General features: G+C 60.7%; 25 protein-coding genes and 1 pseudogene. 12 read left to right on the forward strand and 14 right to left on the reverse strand.

Annotated features, from left to right (window positions below):
* Positions 1-19: 19 nt before the first annotated feature.
* The 3 genes from BM364_RS05700 to BM364_RS05710 all read right to left on the reverse strand — a co-directional run bounded on the left by BM364_RS05700 (position 20) and on the right by BM364_RS05710 (position 3,127).
* Complete coding sequence (locus BM364_RS05700) at positions 20-1,039, reverse strand: aldo/keto reductase (RefSeq protein ID WP_092422047.1); 1,020 nt, start codon at positions 1,037-1,039, stop codon at positions 20-22.
* A 70-nt stretch (positions 1,040-1,109) separates the two neighbouring features.
* Positions 1,110-2,105 carry an AraD1 family protein gene (gene araD1 / locus BM364_RS05705; protein ID WP_092422050.1) on the reverse strand — a complete coding sequence of 332 codons (996 nt, stop codon included), beginning with the start codon at positions 2,103-2,105 and terminating at the stop codon, positions 1,110-1,112.
* Between the two features lie 131 nt (positions 2,106-2,236).
* A complete protein-coding gene (locus BM364_RS05710; protein WP_092422053.1) occupies positions 2,237-3,127 on the reverse strand; it encodes a LysR family transcriptional regulator in 891 nt (296 codons plus the stop codon).
* 93 nt (positions 3,128-3,220) lie between these two features.
* Here BM364_RS05710 and BM364_RS05715 point away from each other — a divergent pair, with 93 nt between their 5' ends.
* The 5 genes and pseudogenes from BM364_RS05715 (at position 3,221) to alaS (ending at position 8,954) form a co-directional block, all read left to right on the forward strand.
* A complete protein-coding gene (locus tag BM364_RS05715) occupies positions 3,221-3,955 on the forward strand; it encodes an SDR family oxidoreductase (RefSeq protein WP_092422056.1) in 735 nt (244 codons plus the stop codon).
* Positions 3,956-4,006: 51 nt separating this feature from the next.
* Complete coding sequence (locus BM364_RS05720; protein WP_092422059.1) at positions 4,007-4,513, forward strand: nuclear transport factor 2 family protein; 507 nt, start codon at positions 4,007-4,009, stop codon at positions 4,511-4,513.
* Positions 4,423-4,757, forward strand: a pseudogene (locus BM364_RS05725) (Atu4866 domain-containing protein). Before BM364_RS05720 ends, BM364_RS05725 begins: the two are co-directional and overlap by 91 nt.
* Before the next feature lie 274 nt (positions 4,758-5,031).
* Entirely contained in the window at positions 5,032-6,105 is a 1,074-nt protein-coding gene (gene recA / locus BM364_RS05730) for a recombinase RecA (RefSeq protein WP_092422062.1), read from the forward strand.
* A gap of 209 nt (positions 6,106-6,314) precedes the next feature.
* Entirely contained in the window at positions 6,315-8,954 is a 2,640-nt protein-coding gene (gene alaS, locus BM364_RS05740) for an alanine--tRNA ligase (protein WP_092422068.1), read from the forward strand.
* A 60-nt stretch (positions 8,955-9,014) separates the two neighbouring features.
* Here the strand turns inward: alaS and BM364_RS05745 are convergent, their stop codons facing one another.
* The 4 genes from BM364_RS05745 to BM364_RS18860 all read right to left on the reverse strand — a co-directional run bounded on the left by BM364_RS05745 (position 9,015) and on the right by BM364_RS18860 (position 12,145).
* On the reverse strand, positions 9,015-9,899 hold the full coding sequence (locus tag BM364_RS05745) for a DMT family transporter (protein ID WP_175528476.1): 885 nt from the start codon (positions 9,897-9,899) through the stop codon (positions 9,015-9,017).
* 140 nt (positions 9,900-10,039) lie between these two features.
* On the reverse strand, positions 10,040-11,251 hold the full coding sequence (locus BM364_RS05750; protein ID WP_092422074.1) for an NADP-dependent isocitrate dehydrogenase: 1,212 nt from the start codon (positions 11,249-11,251) through the stop codon (positions 10,040-10,042).
* A 118-nt stretch (positions 11,252-11,369) separates the two neighbouring features.
* Positions 11,370-11,705 carry a TfoX/Sxy family protein gene (locus BM364_RS18390; protein WP_092422077.1) on the reverse strand — a complete coding sequence of 112 codons (336 nt, stop codon included), beginning with the start codon at positions 11,703-11,705 and terminating at the stop codon, positions 11,370-11,372.
* Positions 11,702-12,145, reverse strand: a complete 444-nt coding sequence (locus tag BM364_RS18860; protein WP_092422080.1) for a GFA family protein — start codon at positions 12,143-12,145, stop codon at positions 11,702-11,704. Before BM364_RS18860 ends, BM364_RS18390 begins: the two co-directional genes overlap by 4 nt.
* An 87-nt stretch (positions 12,146-12,232) precedes the next feature.
* Between BM364_RS18860 and BM364_RS05765 the strand changes: the two genes are divergently transcribed.
* From BM364_RS05765 to rpsD, 4 genes are all read left to right on the forward strand, one after another.
* The gene (locus BM364_RS05765) at positions 12,233-12,793 is read left to right on the forward strand and encodes a GNAT family N-acetyltransferase (protein ID WP_092423925.1); all 561 of its coding nucleotides are present in this window, start codon (positions 12,233-12,235) and stop codon (positions 12,791-12,793) included.
* A gap of 181 nt (positions 12,794-12,974) precedes the next feature.
* Positions 12,975-13,583, forward strand: a complete 609-nt coding sequence (locus BM364_RS05770; protein ID WP_092422083.1) for a GNAT family N-acetyltransferase — start codon at positions 12,975-12,977, stop codon at positions 13,581-13,583.
* 56 nt (positions 13,584-13,639) lie between these two features.
* Entirely contained in the window at positions 13,640-14,449 is an 810-nt protein-coding gene (locus BM364_RS05775) for an RNA methyltransferase (RefSeq protein WP_092422086.1), read from the forward strand.
* A 190-nt stretch (positions 14,450-14,639) separates the two neighbouring features.
* Entirely contained in the window at positions 14,640-15,257 is a 618-nt protein-coding gene (rpsD, locus tag BM364_RS05780) for a 30S ribosomal protein S4 (RefSeq protein WP_092422089.1), read from the forward strand.
* Between the two features lie 230 nt (positions 15,258-15,487).
* Here rpsD and BM364_RS05785 read toward each other — a convergent pair whose 3' ends face one another.
* Complete coding sequence (locus BM364_RS05785) at positions 15,488-16,876, reverse strand: SbmA/BacA-like family transporter (RefSeq protein WP_092422092.1); 1,389 nt, start codon at positions 16,874-16,876, stop codon at positions 15,488-15,490.
* Between the two features lie 178 nt (positions 16,877-17,054).
* Here BM364_RS05785 and ttcA point away from each other — a divergent pair, with 178 nt between their 5' ends.
* Both ttcA and BM364_RS05795 read left to right on the forward strand, forming a co-directional pair.
* On the forward strand, positions 17,055-17,918 hold the full coding sequence (gene ttcA / locus BM364_RS05790; protein ID WP_175528541.1) for a tRNA 2-thiocytidine(32) synthetase TtcA: 864 nt from the start codon (positions 17,055-17,057) through the stop codon (positions 17,916-17,918).
* The gene (locus BM364_RS05795; protein WP_092422098.1) at positions 17,915-18,727 is read left to right on the forward strand and encodes an inositol monophosphatase family protein; all 813 of its coding nucleotides are present in this window, start codon (positions 17,915-17,917) and stop codon (positions 18,725-18,727) included. The genes ttcA and BM364_RS05795 overlap by 4 nt, the downstream gene beginning before the upstream one ends.
* 144 nt (positions 18,728-18,871) lie before the next feature.
* On the opposite strand, the gene BM364_RS05800 is transcribed toward BM364_RS05795, so the two are convergent.
* On the reverse strand, positions 18,872-20,128 hold the full coding sequence (locus BM364_RS05800; protein WP_092422101.1) for a multidrug effflux MFS transporter: 1,257 nt from the start codon (positions 20,126-20,128) through the stop codon (positions 18,872-18,874).
* 127 nt (positions 20,129-20,255) lie between these two features.
* Positions 20,256-21,473, reverse strand: coding sequence for an MFS transporter (locus BM364_RS05805; protein ID WP_092422104.1), 1,218 nt, complete (start codon positions 21,471-21,473; stop codon positions 20,256-20,258).
* Positions 21,474-21,616: 143 nt separating this feature from the next.
* Here BM364_RS05805 and BM364_RS05810 point away from each other — a divergent pair, with 143 nt between their 5' ends.
* The gene (locus tag BM364_RS05810; RefSeq protein ID WP_092422107.1) at positions 21,617-21,928 is read left to right on the forward strand and encodes a Dabb family protein; all 312 of its coding nucleotides are present in this window, start codon (positions 21,617-21,619) and stop codon (positions 21,926-21,928) included.
* Positions 21,929-21,963: 35 nt separating this feature from the next.
* Here the strand turns inward: BM364_RS05810 and grxD are convergent, their stop codons facing one another.
* The 4 genes from grxD to BM364_RS05830 form a co-directional block, all read right to left on the reverse strand.
* Complete coding sequence (gene grxD / locus BM364_RS05815; RefSeq protein WP_092422110.1) at positions 21,964-22,299, reverse strand: Grx4 family monothiol glutaredoxin; 336 nt, start codon at positions 22,297-22,299, stop codon at positions 21,964-21,966.
* 108 nt (positions 22,300-22,407) lie between these two features.
* A complete protein-coding gene (locus tag BM364_RS05820) occupies positions 22,408-22,953 on the reverse strand; it encodes a hypothetical protein (RefSeq protein WP_092422113.1) in 546 nt (181 codons plus the stop codon).
* Positions 22,950-23,579, reverse strand: coding sequence for an HAD family hydrolase (locus tag BM364_RS05825; protein WP_092422115.1), 630 nt, complete (start codon positions 23,577-23,579; stop codon positions 22,950-22,952). Before BM364_RS05825 ends, BM364_RS05820 begins: the two co-directional genes overlap by 4 nt.
* 7 nt (positions 23,580-23,586) lie before the next feature.
* The gene (locus BM364_RS05830; protein ID WP_244542781.1) at positions 23,587-23,901 is read right to left on the reverse strand and encodes a DUF6665 family protein; all 315 of its coding nucleotides are present in this window, start codon (positions 23,899-23,901) and stop codon (positions 23,587-23,589) included.

Here is a 23,901-nt window from a genome sequence, read left to right on the forward strand (position 1 = left end):
GGTCCATGAAACGATTCTGTCAGGCCGTGCCGCCGGGGACAGGCGTGCCGGGTGCAAGGAGGCCCTTTTCGGCCAGGGTCGTCCAGAGCGCGTCGGGAATGTCGGCATCCCACCAGGCGAGAATGCCGTCGAGTTCCTCTGGCGAGCGGGGACCGGGCAGAACATTGCACACGGCCGGATGCGTCAGCGGGAACTGAAGGGCTGCGGCGGGCAGGGGCACATCGAACTCACGGCACACCGCCTCGATGGCGCGGACACGGGTGATCACGTCGTCTGGCGCCTTGGCATAGTTGAACTTGTCGCCGCCCACGAGGATTCCCGAATTGAACGGACCACCGACAACGACCGAGGCCTTGCGTTCGAGGCATGTGCTCATGAAAGGGTAAAGGGCAGTCTGCTCAAGGAGCGTGTAGCGGCCGGCAAGGAGGAACATGTCCCAGTCGCCGAGGGCGAAGGCGTCCATCAGGACTTCCCATTCATTGACGCCGAGGCCGATTGCCTTGACAACGCCGGCATCGCGCAATTCGCGGAGGGCACGATAGCCGCCGCCGGCCAGCTGGGCCCAAAGCGGCTTGTTGGCTTCGACGCCATGGGTGGCGGCGCCGATATCGTGGACATAAAGGATATCCACTTTTTCGAGGCCGAGCCGCTGGCGGCTGTCCTCGAAGGAGCGCATCACCCCATCGTAGGAATAGTCGTATTGCTGGTCGAAGGGCAGGGGATCGATCCAGTTGCCCTTGTCCTGCCGGGCAGGATCGACCGGCCGCAGGAGCCGCCCGACCTTGGTCGAGAGGGTGGGCCGGGTCGCGGCTTCGCGCACGACGTCGCCCACCAGATGTTCGGAGCGGCCAAGACCATATTGGGGGGCGGTGTCGACATAGGTGATGCCAACATCAAGAGCGTGCGCGACCGTAGCCCGGGCCTGGGCTGCAGGCACGGCGCTGAAGATGCCCGCGAGAGAGGCGCAGCCAAGGCCAAGGGTCGTAACTTCCAGAGCGGTTTCGCCGATGCGGCGCGTCTCGAACGTGCGAGCGGTCATGCGGGGCCTCCTGAACGTGGCGCACTAACTGACATGTTAGTGTGGTCAGTAAAGCAGGCCCGCATGCGGCTCAATAGAGGCCGGTGACCGAAACCTTCTTTTCAGCCTGGATTTGCACTGGATTGCGCAGGGGCAGGCCGAACTGGCTCTCTTCGATTTCGAAGATGTCGTCAGGCTTGGTGGAAATCCCATCGGCAAAGCTGAGCGTGGCGGTGCCGAACATGTGCACATGCACATCGCCAGGCTGGCGGAAGAGATCGTATTTGAAGTGGTGATATTCGAGATTGGCGATGGTGTGGCTCATATTGTCCTCGCCCGAGAGGAACGGCTTTTCCCACAGCACTTCGCCGCCGCGGCGGATGCGCGACATACCTTCGATATGGCTGGGCAGATCGCCCACGCGCAGTTCCGGCCCGAAGGCGCAGGCCCGCAGCTTGGAATGGGCAAGATAAAGGTAATTGATGCGTTCGGTCACATGATCGGAAAATTCATTGGCAAGCGCAAAGCCGAGGCGGCGCGGCTGGCCCTCGGCATCGATCAGGTAGATGCCTGCGATCTCGGGCTCTTCGCCGGCATCGAGCGCAAAGGCGGGTGAGGGGATCGGCTGGCCGGGATGGGCAACGATATGGCCATTGCCCTTGTAGAACCACTCGGGCTGAACGCCGGTCTCGCCCGGCTTGGGCTTGCCGTTTTCAAGCCCCATGCGGAACATTTTCATGCTGTCGGTCAGTTCGCCGGCCGGCTTTTCGCCATTGGCCTTGTGCATGGCATCGCGCGTTGCAGCAGAGCCGAGATGGGTGAGGCCGGTGCCGGTGACATGCAGGTGCGCAGCGTCCGGGTGGTCGATGGGCGCGAGGAGACGACCTTCGGCGAGCAAGGCTGACTTGTCGAGCGTGTCGCCGAGACCCTGAGCGGCCACTGCCGCACCGATCCCGCCAATGCCCTTGAGGGCCATCTGCGCCAGCTCGTAAACGCTGCCCACGCCCTCGACGCGGCGGGTAGTTCCGTTTTCCGTTACGGCAACGGCGCGGGCGCCCCGCTCGTCGATATACTGGATAAGGTGCATGCTTGTTGCCTCCTGCGGCCTTCAACGGCTTGCGGGCATAAAACGCAACGGACCGGATGCTGTCCAGTCAAAAATCATACTTTTGCTGCTTGTCTGTCGTTCAAGCGGCGGAAATCACGGTTGGCACTCCGCTAGCGCGCGTCTGCAAAGATGTGGACCAGCCAATCGATGAAAACGCGAACGCGGGGGGCGAGTTGGCGATCGCGCGGATAGAGCACCGAAACGGGTGAACTGGGCGGCTTGAAACCAGGAAGGACTTCGACGAGTTCACCCGAACCTAGGGCAGGCTCGGCATGATAGCGGGGGATCTGGATCAGCCCCAGGCCGTGCAGGCATGCAGCATAGTAACTCTCCGCCGCACTGACGGAGAGCGCCATGGGCAAGCTCGTTTCCCTCATCTTGCCGTTGACCGCGAACACCAGCGGCAGCACACCGCCAGTCGCGCTGGATCGGAAGCCGATCATGCGGTGGGCTACAAGATCCTCAAGCGTTTCGGGCGTGCCGAACGCTTCAAGATAGCCGGGCGATGCGAGTGTGACCTCCGGCAAGGTTACAATCCGCCGGGCAATCATCTCGCTATCCTGAGGAATGCCGACGCGCAGCACACAATCGATACCCTCGCGCACGAGATCGACGAGCCGATCCCCCTCGCTCAAGAAGAGTTCGATTTCAGGATAGGTTCGGAGAAACTCTGGCAGGTGGGGCAGGACGAAATGCCGAGCCAGCGTGCCGTGGACATCTACGCGCAAGAGGCCCTTGGGTCTGGATCCCAGAAACGTCGATTCCGCCGCCTCAATTTCCGCGAGAATCGACAGGCAGCTTCGGTAATAGGCCTCGCCATCGAGGGTGGGTGTGACCGTGCGCGTGGTGCGCTGGAGAAGACGAACACCGAGGCGGGCCTCGAGTTGCTTGACCGCGTCGGTCACGGTCGAGCGCGGCAATTTCATGTCTTCGGCTGCGGCGGTAAAGCTGCGCCGCTCCAGTACCCGGGCGAAAACGCGCATGCAATCGAACCGGTCCATTGTTCCTGACGCTCGGATGGTGATGACGGATTTCGCATGATTATCCGTCCTCCACCAGACTGTACATCTCTGCCAGCGAAAGAGGAACTCGACATGACAAAGACAAGAACGGCTATCGTAACCGGCGGTTCGCGGGGAATTGGCGCGGGCATCTCCCGCCGGCTGGCCCAGGATGGGTTCAGTGTTGTGGTCAATTACGCCGGCAGCGCGGACGAGGCCGAAGCAGTCGTGCGCACCATCACCGAAGGCGGTGGACAAGCGGCAGCATATCAGGCCGACGTCTCCGATGCCGACGCTGTAGCGCGTCTCTTCCAGGAGTGCGAGAAGGCCTTTGGCGGCATCGACGTGCTCGTCAACAGTGCCGGGATCATGATGCTGTCGCCGATCGGCGAAAGCAGCGAGGACTTGTTCGATCGGCAGATCGCAGTCAACCTCAAAGGCACGTTCAACACGCTCCGAGAAGCCGCTCGACGGCTGCGGAATGGCGGGCGAGTCGTCAATCTCTCGACATGCGTGGTAGGGCTAAAGCTTGAGACCTATGGCGTTTACGCAGCAACCAAGGCCGCTGTAGAGACACTGACGAGTATTCTGGCCAAGGAGTTGCGAGGCCGCGAGATCACCGTCAATGCCGTTGCTCCCGGGCCTACCGCCACCGAACTCTTTCTCAAGGGCAAGCCGGACGAGCTGGTCGACAGAATGGCCAAGATGAACCCGCTCGAGCGGCTCGGCTCACCGGACGATATCTCCGCGGCCGTGGCGTTCCTCGTGGGGCCCGATGGCGGCTGGATCAACGGGCAGACCATTCGCGCCAATGGCGGCATGGTGTGAACGAACTTCTCCGCAAGCAAATCCTTTTGCCACCGACAGAGAGGGTAGATCATGGACAGCGAAAAAGAAGCCCTTGCTGTAGCCGAGCTGCAGCGGCGCTGGATCCTCGAAGGCTGGGAGAAGAGTCCCGGCGAACGCTTTGTGTTCAAGGACAAAGCGGGCCAATTCTACGACTGGGCCTCAAAGGACGTGGCGCTCTTTGACAGTTTCGATCCCGAACTGCGTCTTGCACGCAGTCCGGGCGAGTGGGCCGAAGCCTTCGAAGCCTCCTTCAACCGCATGCACAGTGCCTTGCACGCGGTGATCGCCGAGCCTGATGTTCTCGTTTGTGGCGACATTGCCGCGAGCGCATTCGGATTTTGTGCGCGACTGCAACGTGGCCATGGGATGGCGAGCGGCGTCCTTTGCCGCACCTCGCATGTTTTCACGCGTTCGAGCGGCGACTGGAAGATCGTGCGCGAACACACATCGGGCCGGACCATCACGGCCGCAGAGGCAGAAGAACTCCTTGCGCGGCACAAGCCGCAAAAACTGGAGAGCCTCGAGACAGGAAAATGACCATGCAACAGCATCCCTTTATCGGCATGTGGGTGACCAAGGACGGACATGTGCGCCAAGAGCTTTGCCGGATGGCCGCTATGACGAAGCGCGCGGCACGTGGCGAAGCGCCTACCAAGGCCGATACGAGGTTACCGGCACCAGTATCTACTATTGGGACGATACCGGCTTTGAAGCCGATGGCGAGTTGGTTTCCGAAAACGAACTGCACCATGGCGGCATGATCTTTTTTCGCGAGGGGTGATGGGGGCAAGGGAGGCAGCGCAACCTAAAATGGGAGCAAAGGCGGAGCCGGGCACGTTGCAAAGCACCCGAGCAGAGTTGATGGTTCTCTAAGCAGCGGTTTGCATAACCGAGATCCAGAGAATCAGCACGTGACGATGCGCGATGTTGTTCTCGTTTTGTCCCTTGACATGAACGAAACAAAATGAGAACAGTTTGCGCACGGACTATGCAAATCGATCTCCGGTGCCCGCGCGTTGCGTGGTGCTCGAGAGCGTGAAATAAGGAGAGAAATCATGGCTAGCTCGCCGCTTCGCGTTGTTGAGGGTGGATCGATGGATAAGGACAAGGCTCTAGCGGCGGCGCTGAGCCAGATTGAGCGGAATTTCGGCAAGGGCTCGATCATGCGCCTGGGCGAAAATTCTGCCATCGAGGTGGAGGCGATCTCGACGGGGTCGCTGGGGCTCGACATTGCGCTTGGTATCGGTGGTCTGCCCAAGGGCCGTATCGTTGAAATTTTTGGGCCGGAAAGTTCTGGCAAGACGACGCTGGCCCTGCATGTGATTGCCGAAGCGCAGCGCAAGGGCGGGATCTGCGCCTTTGTGGACGCCGAGCACGCCCTTGATCCGGTTTATGCCCGCAAGCTCGGTGTCAATGTGGATGATCTCCTGATCTCCCAGCCGGACGCCGGCGAACAGGCGCTGGAAATCACCGATACGCTGGTGCGCTCCGGCGCCATTGATGTGCTGGTGGTCGATTCGGTTGCAGCGCTCACTCCAAGGGCCGAACTCGAAGGGGAAATGGGCGATAGCCTTCCCGGCCAGCAGGCGCGCCTGATGAGCCAGGCGATGCGCAAGCTGACCTCCTCGATTTCCAAATCCAAGTGTCTGGTCATCTTCATCAACCAGATCCGCATGAAGATCGGCGTCATGTACGGTTCGCCCGAAACGACGACGGGCGGCAACGCGCTCAAGTTCTATGCTTCGGTTCGCCTCGATATCCGCCGCATCGGCGCACTCAAGGATCGCGAGGAAATCGTCGGCAACCAGACACGCGTCAAGGTCGTCAAGAACAAGCTTGCTCCGCCCTTCCGCCAGGTCGAATTCGACATCATGTATGGCGAAGGCATCTCCAAGACCGGCGAATTGCTCGATCTCGGCGTCAAATCCGGCATTGTCGAAAAGTCGGGTGCCTGGTTCTCCTGGGATAGCCAGCGTCTCGGACAAGGCCGAGAGAATTCGCGCCAGTTCCTCAAGGACAATCCGCAGATCGCTGCAACCATCGAGCAGGGCGTGCGCGAAAGTTCGGGTCTGCTGGGTGAAGTCCTGCTGGTTGCCGGCGGAGAAGACGACGCCTCGGGCGACGACTGACCGGCGCGTGACCGCTCCCATGCATGCCTTGACCCTCGCCACGTGCGGGGGTCTTTTTTTGGGTATTCAGTTACCCGATCAGGCAGGGGACACGGTCAAGATGTTGTCCCTCCCCAATCTTGCCGCAATGCTGGACAGGCCGGCGTCTTGCACGATAGAAAGCCACGTTTCCTTGGACATGACAGTCCACCCCGCATGAAAGCTAGTTGATGACCAGCGTTAACGACCTCCGTTCGAGCTTTGTCGATTACTTTGCCCGCAATGGCCATGAAGCCGTTGCCTCGAGCCCGCTCGTGCCGCGGAACGACCCGACGCTGATGTTCACCAATGCGGGCATGGTGCAGTTCAAGAACGTGTTCACAGGCGTCGAAAAGCGCCCCTATTCGACAGCGACGACAGCGCAGAAATGCGTTCGCGCCGGCGGCAAGCACAACGATCTCGACAATGTCGGATTCACAGCGCGGCACCACACCTTCTTCGAAATGCTGGGCAATTTTTCGTTTGGTGACTATTTCAAGGATCGCGCCATTGAGCTGGCATGGACGCTCCTCACCAAGGATTGGGGCCTGCCGCGCGACAAGCTGATGGTCACCGTCTACGAGGACGACGACGAAGCGCTTGAGCTGTGGAAGAAGATTGCCGGATTGTCCGAAGACCGGATCGTTCGTCTCGGCGCCAAGTCCAACTTCTGGCAGATGGGCGATACTGGCCCTTGCGGGCCGTGTTCGGAGGTCTTCTATGACCATGGCGACAAGGTTTGGGGCGGCCCGCCGGGCTCTACGGAAGAAGACGGCGATCGCTGGATTGAGATCTGGAATCTTGTTTTCATGCAGTTCGAGCAGCATGCCGATGGGTCGCGCAGCGGCTTGCCGCGCCCCTCGATCGATACCGGCATGGGGCTCGAACGCGTCGCCGCCGTGATGCAGGGTGTGCACGACAATTACGACATCGATCTGTTCAAGGCGCTGATCGGCGCGGCAGCTCAGGCCAGCAATGCAGATGTAAACGGCCCAGGCAATCGCAGCCTGCGCGTGATCGCGGATCATTTGCGGTCCATGAGCTTCCTGATCGCCGAGGGCGTGCTCCCTTCCAACGAGGGGCGCGGCTATGTGCTGCGCCGGATCATGCGGCGCGCCATGCGTCATGCAACGCTTCTGGGCGCGAGCGAGCCAACCATCCATAAGCTCGTGCCGACTTTGGTTCGGGAAATGGGTCAGGCCTATCCCGAGTTGAGCCGTGGCGAGGCGATGATCGCTGAAACCGTCCGGCTCGAAGAAGGACGCTTTCTCAAGACGCTTGGACGGGGGCTGCAGATCCTCGAAGCGGAGACGGCGGAACTGGGCGAAGGCGCAGTGCTCGACGGCGCCACGGCCTTCAAGCTCTATGATACTTATGGCTTCCCGCTCGATCTGACCGAGGATGCGCTACGCAACCGCAATATCACGGTCGATCAGGCCGGGTTCGACGCGGCAATGGCCCAGCAAAAGGCCGAGGCGCGCAAGAACTGGGCCGGCTCGGGCGAGGCAGCGACCGACATGGTCTGGTATGGCCTTGCCGACAAAATCGGTCCCACCGAGTTTTTGGGCTATGAAACGGAGCGCGCTGAAGGCGAGATCAAGGCGCTGCTGGTCGATGGCGCAGAGGTGCAGTCGATCACGGCAGGCCAAGAGGGCGTCGTCATTGTCAACCAGACCCCTTTCTATGGGGAAAGTGGCGGGCAGGTCGGCGATACCGGTCTTGTCAGGGGTGAAGGGTTCAGTGCCGAGGTGCTGGATACCGGCAAGCATCACGGTGTCTTCAGCCACAAGGTGAAGGTGAGTGAAGGCACGTTGAAGGTCGGGCAGGCGGTCGAGCTGGTTGTCGATCATGAACGCCGGTCCTCGATCCGTGCCAATCACTCGGCGACGCACCTGCTGCACGAGGCGCTTCGTCTTGTTCTGGGTGATCACGTCGCACAGAAAGGCTCGATGGTTTCTGCCGATCGGCTGCGCTTCGACTTCGTTCATACCAAGCCCATGACCCCGCAGGAGATGGCGGAGGTCGAAGACATTGCCAATGAGATCATTCTTCAGAATACTCCGGTCGAAACGCGATTGATGGGCGTCGAGGAAGCCAAGGAATCCGGTGCGCGTGCGCTTTTCGGCGAAAAGTATGGTGACGAGGTGCGTGTCGTCTCGATGGGCGAGCCGACCGGCAACGGTCTCGGCTGGTCGGTCGAATTGTGCGGCGGCACGCATGTGCGCCGAACCGGCGATATCGGCCTTGTGTCGGTGGTTTCCGAAGGCGCGGTCGCGGCCGGTGTCCGCCGGATCGAAGCGCTGACCGGCAAGGCAGCGCGCCACCGCGGCAATACGAATGTGAACATCGTGTCGTCGGCGGCTGGGCTCCTGCGTTCGGGCACGCATGACGTGCTCGACCGGATCGAGGCGCTGCAGAACCAGCTCAAGAGCGCGGAAAAGGCGCTGAGCGATGCCCGCCAAAAACTGGCACTGGGCGGCAGCGGCGAAGGCGGCGGCGCGACGGAAACTGTCAATGGCGTGACCTTTGTCGGGCGTGTAGTCGAGGGTGTCGCGGCCAAGGACATCAAGACCGTGGTCGATGCCGAAAAGAAGCGGATCGGCTCTGGCGTCGTTGTCATTGTGCTTAAGGGCGAAGACGGCAAGGGTACTGTTGCGATCGGAGTGACCGAGGACCTCACCGGCAAATATTCGGCCGGTACGCTGATCAAGTCAGCTACCGCAGCACTTGGCGGGCAGGGCGGCGGCGGGCGCCCGGACATGGCTCAGGGCGGGGGTCCCGATGGCTCCAAGGCTGAAGACGCCGTTTCGGCGATCCGCTCGTTGATCTGATCTCTTCGGATCCGGAAGGTAAAGGCCGCGGTTCTACCGCGGCTTTTTTGTGCCTCGCTGTCATTCGCCGATGCGGAAGAAGAAGACACGGGGCTTCCAGCGGATGGGGCGGCGTTCGCTGAGAACGTTAAGAAGGCCTGCGCCCACCACGATCAGCATGCCCAGGATCGAAACCCAGTCGGGGTATTCGCCAAAAAACATGGCGCCGAAAAGAATGGCCCAGATCAGCTGGCTATACTGAACCGGCGCGATCAGGCTTGCGGGGGTCTGCTTACTGGCCTGTATCAACAGGAGTCCACCGACACCGCCAAGGAGGCCGATGCCGAGAAGCAAGGCGAGCTGCTCGAGCGTGGGTAGCACGAAGCTTGGGATCATCAGAATGCCGTTGAAGATGCCGGAGTAAAGAACCTGCAGGCCAATCAAGCTGACGCGGCGCTCCTTCGGGGCAACGTGGCGCAGAATGGTGGTGGTCACCGCGCCAAGACAGGCGCCGGCCATAATCACGTAGTGGCCCAGTTCGAGCTCGCGCAGACCCGGACGGATCACCAGAATGACGCCGAGGAAGCTGACGAACAACAAAACCCAGCGCTGCACGGCGACGACTTCGCGGAGCACGAGCACGGACAGGAGGGTGACGAACAAGGGAGTGGTGAAGCCGATGGCATAAACATCGGCAAAGGGAATGTGGGTGAAGGCGTACATCACGCAGGCCGTGCCGGTAATGGCGGTCGCGCAGCGCAGATGCACCAGATAGGGGTGGTGAAGCCGGTAGATGTCGCGCCAGCGCTCGCCGCGCTTGGTGAGCATGGTGGGGATGATTGAGAAGGTGGTCGTGAAGAACGCGATCTCGAAAACGGATAGCGCCGGGCCGGTCGCCTTGATCAGCGCATCGGAGATCGAGAAACTGGCATAGGCGATGAAGGCCAGAATGACGCCAACGGGCATCTTGCGCACCACGGAAAGAGATGAATCAACCGGGCTCATCTAGCATACAAGATTGCACCTGTCCGATCTCGGGTGGACGAGTAGCGCAAAGAAAAGGCCGGGTCCAACACCCGGCCTTCGTTGTTTCAGGCGATTGTGGTTTACGCCATGGCCTTTTGCAGGTTCTGATCGATCGCATCGAGGAAGCCGATGGTCGAGAGCCAGGGTTGATCAGGGCCGACGAGCAACGAGAGGTCCTTGGTCATCTTGCCTTCCTCGATCGTGTCGACAGTTACCCTCTCGAGAGTCGCGGCGAACTTGGCGAGTTCGGCATTGTCGTCAAGCTTGGCGCGGTGTGCCAGGCCCCGGGTCCAGGCAAAGATCGACGCGGTTGAGTTGGTCGAGGTCTCCTTGCCCTGCTGGTGCTGGCGGTAGTGACGGGTGACGGTGCCGTGGGCGGCTTCTGCCTCGACGGTCTTGCCATCGGGCGTCATCAGAACCGAGGTCATCAGGCCGAGCGAGCCAAAACCCTGGGCGACGGTATCGGACTGCACGTCGCCATCATAGTTCTTACAAGCCCAGACATATCCACCGGACCACTTGAGCGCGGCGGCGACCATATCGTCGATAAGGCGGTGTTCGTACCAGATCTTCTTGGCTTCGAACTGCTCCTTGAATTCCTTCTCGTAAATTTCCTGGAAGATATCCTTGAAGCGTCCATCATAGGTCTTGAGGATGGTGTTCTTGGTCGAGAGATAGCAGGGAACGCCGCGATTGAGCGCGTAGTTCATGGACGCCCGGGCAAAATCGGTGATGGAGTCATCGAGGTTGTACATGCCCATGGCAATGCCGGCGCCAGGCGCATCGAACACGTCATGCTCGATGGTAGTGCCGTCTTCGCCCACGAACTTCATCGTCAGCTTGCCCTTGCCGGGGAACTTGAAGTCGGTGGCGCGGTACTGGTCGCCGAATGCGTGGCGGCCAACGATGATCGGCTGGGTCCAGCCCGGAACAAGGCGCGGCACGTTCTTGCAGATGATCGGTTCGCGGAAGATCACGCCGCCAAGAATGTTGCGGATGGTGCCGTTGGGCGACTTCCACATCTTCTTGAGCTTGAATTCCTCGACGCGCGCTTCGTCCGGAGTGATGGTCGCGCACTTGATGCCGACGCCATGCTTCTTGATCGCATTGGCGGAATCGATCGTCACCTGGTCGTCGGTGGCGTCGCGGTTTTCCACGGAGAGATCGTAGTATTCGATCGGCAGATCGAGATAGGGATGGATGAGCTTGTCCTTGATCGCCTGCCAGATGATGCGGGTCATTTCGTCGCCGTCGAGATCCACAACCGGATTGGCAACCTTGATCTTGCTCATCAGATAACTCCCTGGAATGTCGTTGTCCGGCCCCTCGGCCAGCTGCGGTGCCCCTATAGCATCATGAGCAAAAAGCGCAAAGGCGAGCTGGGCAAGGGGCCATGCCGGCCGGCGGAAACTATTTTGCGGGAAGGGTGAGAACGAAGCGCTGGGCGCGACCGATCCAGCCGGCAAGCTGGTCGTCATCCTCGAGCGCGTCGCCGGAAACGAGGATGAAACCGCTCATGCTGCGGCCGCCCATGTCCATGACGGCCGCGCCGGGTTGAGCGAGCGCTTCATCCATACCGTCCTTGCCCACGCGCACCAGGAGGCTGCCGTCCTTGGTGGGGGCGACAAGCATATTGCCATTGAGCATGAAGGCGCGGGCGCCGAACATTTTTTGCTCGCGAATGGCGGCATGAGGCGGCAGAAGGGCTCGTACCCGGTCGCTGAGTTCTTCGGATGCCATGCTCATGCGCCTGACGCTCCACGATAGGTTTCGTGACGGGGAAGGTGCGTTTCGATGAGGTCCCAGGGGCGATGATCGCGCGAAAAGATCAACTGGTTGGGCGTGAACCAGGTATTGGCGCCAGCGAAAATGCCGATGGGCAGGATGATGAGACCGGGGGCGCGGGAGCTCAGGGCCCAGACCGTGGTGCCGCATCGCGGACAGAAGTGCCGAGTGAACGTCGCTCCTGAAGCGGCTGATCTTTTGTAGCTATTCGTCGGGCCCAATAGGTGGACGGCACTGGTCTCGAAAAGGGCGACGGAAGAGTGTCCGCCGCCCGAGCTGCGCTGGCAGTTCTCGCAGGCGCACTGGAACATGGAAACAACACGACCGGTGACGCTAACGGTGACGGCACCACAATCACAACGGCCTAACGTGTTTTCGAGGGTTGTCCGTGCTTCACTCATCGGCGAAAGCTCGCACGCCCTTTGGCAGCCGGCAAGCGCCTTGCCAGACGGGATAGCTTGATCGAAAGTGCGCCCGCGAGGCACAACATGAGTTACCTTCCCGATTATCCGATCGTCACGCCACGGCTGCGGCTGCGGCCGTTTACGCGTGGCGATGTGGATGCCGTTCACGAGTATCGGTGTCGCGAAGACGTGGCGCTTTACCTCTTCGATCCGCCGCTGAGCCGGGAGGAGTGCGCCCTCGCCATTCATCAGCGCGTGCTGCAGACCGAGTTTCACCAGGAGGGCGACAAGATCGTGCTGGCCGTCGAAGAGGTGGAACGCGCTAGGCTCGTCGGCGAAATGTCGCTTGTGTGGCGGTCTGCCGATGCCCGGCAAGGCGAGATCGGCTGGATATTTCACCCGATGCATCAAGGGCGAGGCTATGCGACCGAGGCAGCCCGCGCCCTTCTCGCCCTGGGGTTCGAAGGCGCAGGACTGCACCGGATCTTTGCCCGGTGCGACGCGAGGAACACATCATCCTGGCGCCTGATGGAGCGGCTCGGAATGCGGCGGGAAGCACATTTCCGCGAGCACGCACTTTTCAAGGGGGAATGGGACGAGGAGTTCATCTATGCTCTGCTTCACCGCGAGTGGCGAACTGAATAAGAGCCCTGCGCGTTTCACCTCAAGCGTCCCTTTCACGGCCGATGCAAATCGCTCGACGAGGCTTTTTGCGCCCTTTCATTAGCTGATGTAAATTCTTGTAATTGTTGCAGGAACTTCCATAGCCCCACGCCGTTGTGACGCCGAGCGTTTCGACGACGTTAACTAAGGGGCGGTGTGCATTATGTCTGGCTTGAAATTTCCAATCTCCACGAAGCGACTGGCGCTTCGTCCCTTTGATCGTTCAGACGTGGCGCTGGTTTCCCGCTATCATCTGCTTCCAGGCGTGCAGCGCTATCTGGCACGGCCGAGCCGGTATAATGAAGACGTGAATGCCTGTGTCGATATCATGCGCAACCAAATCGGGCTGCAGCGGCCGGGCGACACCTTGACCCTCGCCATGCAGCGCAAGAGCGACAATGCGCTTTTGGGCCATGTGTCGCTGCACTGGTCCGACGCGACGGCCGGGCAGGGCGAGTTGCGCTTCGTGATCGATCCCGCCCATTCCGGCAATGGGTTTTTGACCGAAGCGCTGTCCGCCATGCTGGATCTTGCGTTCGACCATTTCCGCATTCATCGCGTGTTCGTGCGCTGCGACGGGCGCAATCATCACAGCGCCAAGCTGATGCAGAAGCTCGGCATGCGCCTCGAGGCACATTATCGCGAACATGCCCTGTTTCAGGGTGAGTGGGACGAAGAGATGCACTTTGCGATTCTCGATCGCGAATGGCAGGCTTCGAACAAGGTTCGCCCTATGTTGCCGCGCGACCGGCTGCATGAACGCGTCGCCTGATTTGCGGGCTGCACGCAATTGCGCTATGTCGCCGCCAGTTTGACTGGATGGCGGCTATGGCAGGTACCGATACTTCTCTTCCGATAACGCTGGCCCCCGGGCCAGCGATTATTTTGTGCGAACCGCAACTGGGCGAGAATATCGGCACAGCGGCGCGCGCCATGGCCAATTTCGGGCTGTGGGACATGCGCCTCGTGCGTCCGCGGGACGGCTGGCCAAACGAGAAGGCGGTCGCCGCGGCGTCGCGCGCCGACCATGTGCTCGAGCGGGTGCGGGTTTTCGAAACCCTCGAGGAGGCGATCGCCGATCTCAAGATCGTCTATGCCACGACGGCGCGCTCGCGGGACATGCAGAAGGAAGTGCTCGGACCAGAGGAAGCTTCCATCAATATGGCTGAGCATATCGATGCCGGGCAGGGGGCAGGCCTCTTGTTTGGACGCGAACGCTGGGGGCTGCTCAACGAGGAGGTTGCGCTGGCCGATGCCATCGTGACGCTGCCCGTCGAGCCTGCCTTTGCCTCGCTCAACATTGCACAGGCGGTGTTGCTGATGGCATATGAGTGGCGTCGGCACGGGGGACCAGGCAAGGCGCTCCCCTTTGGAGACGGGCTTGACGAAGCGGCGCCCAAGCAGGAACTGGTAGGCTTGTTTGAACATCTGGAAGGCGTTCTCGACCAGAGCGGCTTTTTCACGACGCCAGACAAGAAGCCGAGCATGGTCAACAATCTTCGCACGGCCCTGACGCGCGGCCGATTTACCTCGCAGGAGATTCGGACGCTGCGCGGGGTCATTTCCTCGATAGACCGGCGCCACGAGCGGCCAAATCCCAACCGGCAGAAGCCAGGCAAGGATAACCCTGCCGATTAAGGGGAAAGCCTGGCAGAAGCGGCCCGCGCGCTTGACTTCGATGGCCTCGCCCTCTATGACCCGGCCACCTATTCGGCTCGCAAGGGCCTATAGGCGCACCCGAGATCTCCTGAAGTTTAGGAATCTGTCGGCCTCTCCCCCGAGAGGCAAAGGAGGGCGCGATCCATTCTAACTTAGAAAGGGATACGCGATGTCGAAGCGTCATTCTGTAAAGTACAAGATTGACCGCCGTCTTGGCGAGAACATCTGGGGCCGTCCGAAGTCCCCCTTGAACACCCGTGCCTATGGCCCCGGCCAGCACGGTCAGCGTCGCAAGGGCAAGCTCTCGGACTATGGTCTGCAGCTGCGCGCCAAGCAGAAGCTGAAGGGCTATTATGGCTCGATCACCGAAAAGGCTTTCCGTCGTCTTTATGACGAAGCGTCGCGCCGCAAGGGCGACACCGGCGAGAACCTGATCGGCCTGCTCGAGTCGCGCCTCGATGCCATCGTCTACCGTGCAAAGTTCGTGTCCACCGTCTTCGCCGCCCGTCAGTTCGTGTCCCATGGCCACGTAACCGTCAACGGCCAGCGCGTGAACATTCCGTCCTACCAGGTCAAGGTCGGCGACAAGATCGAGATCAAGGAACGCTCCAAGCAGCTCACCGTCGTTCTCGAAGCCGTCCAGCTCGCCGAACGCGATGTGCCGGACTATGTGGAAGTCGACCACAACAAGATGGTTGCCACCTATGCCCGCGTCCCCGCGCTGTCGGACGTGCCATACCCGGTCCAGATGGAACCGAACCTCGTCGTCGAATTCTATTCGCGTTAAGCGAAACCGACGTATCGAACCGAAAGGGCCGCTCTCCGGAGCGGCCCTTTTATTTTTTGCTCAGTGAACTTGCGGCGATCGCTCAGGACCAGGTCAACTCGGGCCGCACCGCTTGATCAGTGATGTATTCCGCGGCGCCTTGGAACATCGCAGTTCGATGGCTGACACCGATGGGTTCGCAACCCATGTCATGTGCGAAAGGCCGCTCCGGAGAGCGGCCTTTGGGTTTGTCAGCTTGCCGCGGCGTCGCTGACGCTGGCCTTGATGGGCTCCTGATCGAGCGGGATGTAGCTCTCGAACTTGCGAAGACGCATGATGACCGACTGCAGCTCGACAATGACTGTCCAGGCGCGGGCGAAGAACTGGAACGAGCCGAAGACCTGGCCGAAGGCGATCTGGATCTGCTGGTACAGGCCCATGGTGAGCGTGCCGGCAAGGATCGACGGCGCCATGACAAGGAGCGGCACATAGCCCACCATGTTGGTGTAGCCGTAACGAGCGAGATTGAAGTAGGTGTAGTGGAAGTAGAGCCGAAAGTAGTTTTTCTGCACGCCGGCGAAGAGTTCCTTGATGGTGGGCGGCTGAGCCCGATCCTCGTAATCTTCGCCCAGGACGAGTTCCTTACGATAGGCGGCTTCCACGCGCTGATTGGCGAAGTTGAGGCCGGGCAGCTTGATGCCGACCACAGCGAGCAGCGCCGTGCCCGCCGCTGCGCCCAAAAGAGCCACCCAGACGAGGCCGCCGGGGGCGGAGCCGAAGAGAGGCAGTTCGCTGATATTGGCTGACAACTGCCAAAGAAGCGGCAGGAACACCACGAGAGTAATGAGCGAGTCAAAGAAGGCGGTGCCCAGATCTTCCATGATCGAGGCAAAACGCATCGTATCTTCCTGAACGCGCTGTGCAGCGCCTTCGGTGTGCCTGATCTGGGGCCAGTAGGCCATGTAGTAGAAGTTCATCGCCTTGCGCCACCGGAAGACGTAGTGCGAGGTGTAGAAGGCGAGCGCCACCGAAACCAGAACGGAGGGGATCGTGACGAGGACGATGGTCCAGGTCAAACCATAGAGCTGATCCGGGGTCACCGATCCGGGCTGGGTCAGCGCCAGCTGAATGGTGTTGAAGAAAGAGCCGGACCACTCGTTGACGAAGGCCTGTACCTGCACCTGGAAATAGATGATCAGCAGGATGACGGTGGAGGAAACCACCGACCACCAATACCACTCGTTGCGCTTGTAAAAGTACCAGAAGAGGCAGAAAGCCGCCGCGATCATGATCACGTACTGATAGAGCCAGACGCGCTCGGCGGTGAGGAAATTGAGGCTGGAACCCGCTGCGGCTGCAGCCGTGGGGTTGGGGGCGGCAGGCGCTTCGCTCTCGGTGCTCGCCGGGGCGTTTGGATTTGTTTGAGGCGCGCCAGCGGCCGGGTCCGCAGTGGCGGGATCATCGGCGGTGGTCGGCTGGTCGGCAAGGGGAGCCGAGACAGTGGAGTGCGTGAAGCGATCTATGCTGATCACGGCGCGCATAGGCTCGCCCACGGCAAACCAGATCAGCACCGCGGCAAGGAGCCAGAGGGCAGCTGAGGAGAAGAACAGCTTTGGTACAGGAAAGAACGAGCGGAACACCGGGAGACTCCAAGGTGTCGGAAAGATGCGTCATCTAACTGTGGCATTGGGCATAAAACAAGGACGGGAAGTTAAGCTTTGGTAAGGTTTGCCCCTGCCGCTTTCGCTTCCCCTCTGCTTCATCTGGGGTTATCAGCTAGCTCGAATTGAACAAGAGAGTTTTGCCATGACCGAGGTGATGGAAGCCCCCGCCGCACCGGGCGACGACAGCGATGCCGGCGCGCATCCGATCTATGCCAAGGCGCCGCGCTCGGTCGAGTTCAACAAACTACGCAAGCGCCTGATCCGCAATGTCCGCGAAGCGCTCGACAAGTTCGGCATGGTCAGGCCGGGCGAGAAATGGCTGATCGCGCTCTCCGGCGGCAAGGATAGCTATGGCCTGCTGGCGCTGCTGCTCGATCTCAAATGGCGCGGTTTGCTGCCGGTCGAACTGCTGGCGTGCAATCTCGACCAGGGCCAGCCAAATTTTCCCAAGCATATCCTGCCTGACTTCCTGTCCGGGCTCGGGATCGCGCACCGGATCGAATACCAGGACACCTATTCGATCGTGACGGACAAGCTGCCGGCGGGAGCGACCTATTGCTCGCTGTGCTCGCGACTAAGGCGCGGCAATCTTTATCGCATCGCACGCGAGGAAGGCTGTACGGCCCTGGTTCTCGGTCACCATCGCGACGACAGCCTCGAGACGTTTTTCATGAACCTGTTTCATGGCGGGAAGCTGGCGGCCATGCCCGCCAAGCTGGTCAATGACGAAGGCGACCTCGAAGTTCTGCGGCCGCTGATCTATTGCGCTGAGGAGGATCTGCAGCGGTTCTCAGATGCGATGCAGTTTCCGATCATTCCGTGCGATCTTTGCGGAAGCCAGGACGGCTTGCAGCGCAATGTCACCAAGGCCATGCTCACCGACATGGAAAAGGCGATGCCGGGCCGCAAGGACGTGATGATCCGGGCGCTGGGCAATATTAATCCGAGCCATATGCTGGATCCGCGCCTTTTCGATTTCGCTGGATTGGCGCTCAAGCATAGGGATCAGGACGCATGAATATCGAACGCCTCGCCGGGATACTTCGCCAGGCGGCGAAGGACGAGATCATGCCGCGTTTTCGCCGGCTCGACGATGGGGATATTCGCTCGAAGACCAATGCGTTCGATCTCGTGACAGAAGCGGACGAAAATGCCGAGCGGGTTATTACCGCCGCGATCAATGCACACTCGCCGAATACGGTCGTGATCGGCGAGGAGGCCGTGGCCGCGCGGCCTGGGCTGCTCGACGGGCAGTATGAAGACCGGACGGTGATCTATGTCGATCCAGTCGACGGAACGTACAACTTCGCAGCCGGCCTGCCGCTCTTTGCCGTGATGGCGGCGGTGGTTGAGAATGGGGAGTCGGTGGCTGGGGTGATCTACGATCCCTTAGGGGACGATTTCCTGATGACCGAACGCGGGTGTGGAACCTGGCAGGTTTTTCCCGATGGCCGGCGTGTGCGCCAGCGCTTTGCCGAGGCGGCGCCGATTGAGCAGATGGGAGGGCTCGCCTCAGTGTCCTACCTGCCGGATGCGGTGCGCAGCCAGGTGCTGGGCAACCTCGCCAAGGTCAAGATGTTCGCTAATTATCGCTGCGCGGGACATGAATACCGGATGGCTGCCGGCGGGCATGTGCATTTCCTGATGTACAACAAGCTCATGCCCTGGGATCATGTCGCTGGTGCGCTGATGATGCGCGAGGCGGGTGCCCATGTCGCGCGTTTCGATGGGTCCGAGTACAAGCCGAGCCATACTGGGGGGGGATTGCTGGTGGCACCGGACCAGGAGAGCTGGGACGAGTTGCGCCACGCGGTTTTCACCGTCTGAGGGATAGCGGGCGGCGCGCGGTTTGAAGCCGGCCCCCAATTGTTCTGAGCGGTGGGGCTGGTTGCGCGACGGGCTTTCGCGGCAGCTTGCGAATAAGACACTGGCAAGAACAAAGAGCCACCCTAGGGGTGGCTCTTTCCGCATTCAGTGGGCTTCCATCACCGGCTCGGCTTCCCCATGGGCATATTGTTCACCCACGCCGAAGAGCCGGCCGCGTTCGGCAATGAGAATGCAGACAAGGGCCAAGGCGCCGGTTGCCAGATAGCCCGTGGCTGCGGGCACCGTGGTGCCATCGAAATGCTGACCGGTATAGGAGCCGATCAACGCGCCGCCTACGGTCTGGATGAAGCCGAAGACGGACGAGGCCGTACCCGCGACATTGCCCAAGGGCTCCATAGACAGCGAATTGAGGTTGGACGAGGCCCAACCGAAGCTGAACATGATGACGGCCAAAAGCGAAAAGAAGAGCCAGAGCGGCAGGAAACCTGCGAGCGCGAAGGCCAGCCAGATGGCGCTGAAGCCGGTGAACGCAAGGATAGCGCCATGAGATAGGCGGCGCATGCCAAAGCGACGGACGATGCGCGAATTGGTGAAGGACGAAATGGCCATCAAGCCCGCCATGGCAGCGAAGGCGACGGGGAAGTAGACGCCAAGGCCATAGATATCGACATAGATCTGCTGGCTCGAGCTGATGAAGCCGAAAAGCGCGCCGAACAGAAACATCCCTGCGAGGCCGTAGAACAGCGCCGGACGGTTGGTGAAGACCAGCTTAAAACTCGAGGCAAGGCCTGAAACACTGAGCGGACGGCGTTTGTCGAGCGGCAGGGTCTCGGGCAGGCGGAAATAGGTCCAGAGCGCAAAGGCGACGGCAAGCCCACCCATGAACAGGAAGATGGTCTGCCAGGGGCCGGTCAGCAGGAGCACCTGGCCGATGCCAGGCGCGATGATCGGAATGGCCATGAAGACCATGAAGGTCAGCGACATGACCTCTGCCATCTCACGGCCAGAATAGCGATCGCGCACAACGGACATGGCGATCACACGCACGCTCGCGGCGCCCATGCCCTGGATGAAACGCAGCGCAAGAAGCGTGCTGAAATCAGGCGCCCATACCGCTGCAATGGCTGCGGCGATATAGATGCCCATGCCGGCCAACAGGGGCGCGCGGCGGCCAAAGCGATCCGAAAGCGGACCAAAGGCGAGCACGGCGATACCCATGCCCAGCATGTAGGAGGAAACCACGAACTGCCGCTCGTTTTCGCTCGCGATGCCCAAGGCTTCGCCCATATAGGGCAGGGCCGGCAGCATGACGTCGATGGCAAGCGCATTCAGCGCCATCAGGGCGGCCATAAGGGCAATGAATTCGGGGCGCGAGAGCACCCGAGTAAAGTGGTCGGACATGATAATTGCTCGATAAGGGAGGTCGCCCAGTATGGGGCGGCGCGAATATTGGCCGGACCATGAACCCGTGCGGCCTCGATGGCAAGTCTTTATCGGTAGAAACCGATGGATGATAACATGGGTTTAATCAGGCAGATTTGAGCGCAAAACCAGAGACGCTGCGCTCGTTGATCGGCAGGTGGATCGCCGCGGAGGCGAGGCCCAGAATGATGCCGAGGTACCAGACGAGACTATAGGAGCCGGTCTGGTCATAAACAACACCGCCGAGCCAGACGCCGACGAATGAACCGACCTGGTGGCTGAAAAAAGCGAGGCCATAAAGCATGCCCATATAGCGCGGGCCAAAAAACAGCGTGACGAGACCAGCCGTCAGCGGGACGGTTGAGAGCCACAACAGTCCCATGGCGGCAGCGAAGGCATAGGCGGTGACTTCGGTGACAGGCACAAGGAGGAAAGCCGCGATGGCTATGGCGCGCAGGAAATAGATGGTCGCCAGGAGCATCTGCTTGGGGAGACGGCTGCCGAGCCAGCCGGACAGGAGCGAGCCGGCGATGTTGAAGAGCCCGATCACAGCGATCGTCCAACTGCCCACTTCGGGCGAAAGGCCGCACTGCACGAGATAGGCGGGCATGTGCACATTGATGAAGGCGAGGTGGAAGCCGCAGACGAAGAAGCCTATCACCAGAAGACGATAGGAGCCGTGACCCCAGGCTTGTGCGATGGCTTGCATGAAAGGGAGATCGGCCTGGCCCGGGGTGTTTTCTGTGCGCCCGCGCAGGGCGGCAGACAGCGGTATAATGAGCAGCAGGATGACAGCGATCCAGACGAGCGCCATCTGCCAGCCGAAGGCGCCGATGAAACCCTGACCAAGCGGGGCGAAGATAAACTGGCCGGCCGAGGAGGCGGCGGTGGCAACGCCAAAGACAAGGCTGCGCTTTTCTGCGGGAACGACGCGGCCAAAAGCGGCCATGACGACACCAAAGGATGCGACGGCTATGCCGACGCCGGTGACGAGACCTGCCGTCAGGGTGAGGCTGAGCACATCGGGTGAAAAGGCCATGCCAAAGACGCCCAGCGCATAGATGAGACCGCCGAAGGCAAGAACGCGCGCAGAGCCGTAACGATCGGCAAAGCCGCCGGCGAACGGCTGGGCAATGCCCCAGACCAGATTCTGAATGGCCATGGCCATGCCCCATTGCTCGCGGGTGAGGCCAAGGTCCTCGCTGGCGGGCAGGGTGAAAAGGCCGAACGCGCCGCGTGTGCCGAAGCCAATTGCCGCGATGATGCAGCCGGCGACGATGATCACGGGCAGAGGAAGAGCGGGGCGAGCGGTGGCAGTTGTCATGGCGGAGTCTCGGAAAAGCCGGATCAGCCTACGCCTGCGACATCATCACGCAAAGCGATATTCCTGAATGATACCCATTCGTGGCGTTGATGGGTTGACCTTTGCGTCAATCAGGGCGAGAGAGCGCCAAACAGGGCTCGCCGATGATCCGACACATCGTATTCTTTACCGCCAAATCACCAGACAAGATCGATGCAATCTGCGAGGGACTGGCTCTCCTCGCCCAGATCCCGCATAGCATCAAATTTGAGGTGACACGCAATAGCCGGGTCGATCTCTACGGCAACGAGGTCGATGTGGTGGTCTATGGCGAGTTCGCCGATCAGGCGGCACTCGATGCCTACAAGGCGCATCCGAACTATGACGAGGCGACGCGGAGGGTGCGGCCCTTGCGCGACCTGCGCTATGCGGCAGACATCGTTGTTCCGGAAAGCAGAGAAGGCCCCGCCACTTAGGGCAGGACCTTCACCAAACGATTCCGCGAAAGGGATCAGGCGGTCTGCTTGACCGCAATGCCGGCCTGCTGCAGGTGCTGCTGCAATTCACCGGACTGGAACATTTCGCGAGTGATGTCGGCGCCGCCGATGAACTCACCCTTCACGTAAAGCTGGGGAATGGTCGGCCAATTGGAATAGGCCTTGACGCCATCGCGCAGTTCCATGCTGTCGAGCACGTTGGCGCTGTCATAGTCGACGCCGAGATAGCTCAGGATCTGGACGACCTGGCCGGAAAAGCCACACTGGGGAAAATCGGGCGTGCCCTTCATGAAGAGAAACACGTCGTTGTTCTTCACCTTCTCGTCGATAAAAGCGTTGATGTCGGTCATGGGAGGAGCCTTTCTGTGAACCGGGGTCAAGGGCCGGCGAACTCGCGCATTAGATAGGACAGGACTGCGGCGGTGTCGAGGTCGGCCTGCGCAGGGCGCCGGGGATTGTTACTGGGTGCTCGAGCAGCGCCAGTCGCCGCTGGCGCTGAGGGTGCCGGAGGCAATATCGAAAGTGCGCTCTTCGGAAATGACCGAGCCGAAGCCGTAGCTGCGATGCTCGGCATATTCCTTGCAGTTTTCAGCAGTGCCGACGTCGGTGCGCTCCCAGTAGGCAATCGTCTCATCGTCCACCAGAATTTCATCATCGACAGGCACATCGATGATCGGCTCGAAGGCGCCGGCATCGAGATCGTAGACGACGAGATTGCCGTCGGGGCCGGTCGAGCGCTCGAGCACCAGATAGGGACCAGCGAGGCCAAGGTAATGGATCGGGTCATCGATCTCACCGATGCGGATATCGCCATCTGATGTCTCGAAAGAGCAGGCGATCTTTCCGCGGGCAGGCGGGCGCACGATAAACTCGGAGCCGACCTCTTCAAAGCGGGGTTGTTCGATGACGAGGTAATGATCGTTCTGGAAGCACTGCGCCTCCTGTCCGAAAGCGGCACCGGCGGTGCCAAGCACCAATGTGGTCAGAACAATCAGGCGTTTCACTTGAGTCTCTCAGCGATCCAGGGATGATTGGTGAAGTCGTCGTTGTCGACAAATAGCACGCTTTCCCAGCCATAGGCACGAGCGCCTTCGATGACGCGTGGCGTATCGTCGAAAAAGAGGGGCATGCCTTCAACACCGGGCATGCGAGATGCGGCGAAATCGAAAAAGGCCTTGTTCGGCTTTTTGACGCCCGCCCGCGCAGAATAGAAGATGTCCTCGAAAATGGTGCCGAGGCCTAGAGTTTGCCACAGCCACTGGGCGCGCATGTGATCCTGATTGGTGGCGATGAAGAGCCTGATATCCGCATCGGCCTTGAGGCGTCTCAGATTCTCGAGCAGCGGCTCGTTGAGTTGGCTGTCGTGGCTGAGCCAGTAATTGGCAAACTCCATTGACGAGCCCTTGAAGCCGAGGGATGGCAGGCGACGATCCAGCGCTGAGATGAGCGCCGTTTGGCCGATGACGACCTTTTTGACAAAGATGTCGAAGATGAACTCGTCGCGGAAGCGATCAGGATCGACCCCAAGGTCGGCAAGAAGATTTTGGTCCCAGCGCCGCTGCAGTTCCGGTCGTGCGTGGTAGCCGTGTACGAGAACGCCATCGACATCGAAGACAAGGGCGCGGGTCACGCTGGCATCACTTGGAGGTGGCTCCCAGGCCAGCAAGAACATCGCCCGGAATAGCGAGGTCCCGGATCACATCGGCATGCTTGCGGAAGCCGATAAGTTCGCGCTGCACGAAATATGCCCAGACCGCCTTTTGAGCAGTGGTGAGTGCAGCGGAGCGATCATCGGTGGCCGAGGCGAGCCGTGCGAGGGCTTTGATCACATTCGCTTCGGCTGCGCCGAGCGAGCTTGCCCGCTCCTGCGCGATCTCGTGCTCAATGGCTGCGGTACCCGCCTCGGGCCGCACCATGCGGATCAGGTCGAGGGATTCGCGCAGCGAGGACAT

This window comes from Devosia crocina (assembly GCF_900116545.1).
In the GTDB taxonomy this organism is placed as follows: Bacteria; Pseudomonadota; Alphaproteobacteria; order Rhizobiales; family Devosiaceae; genus Devosia; species Devosia crocina.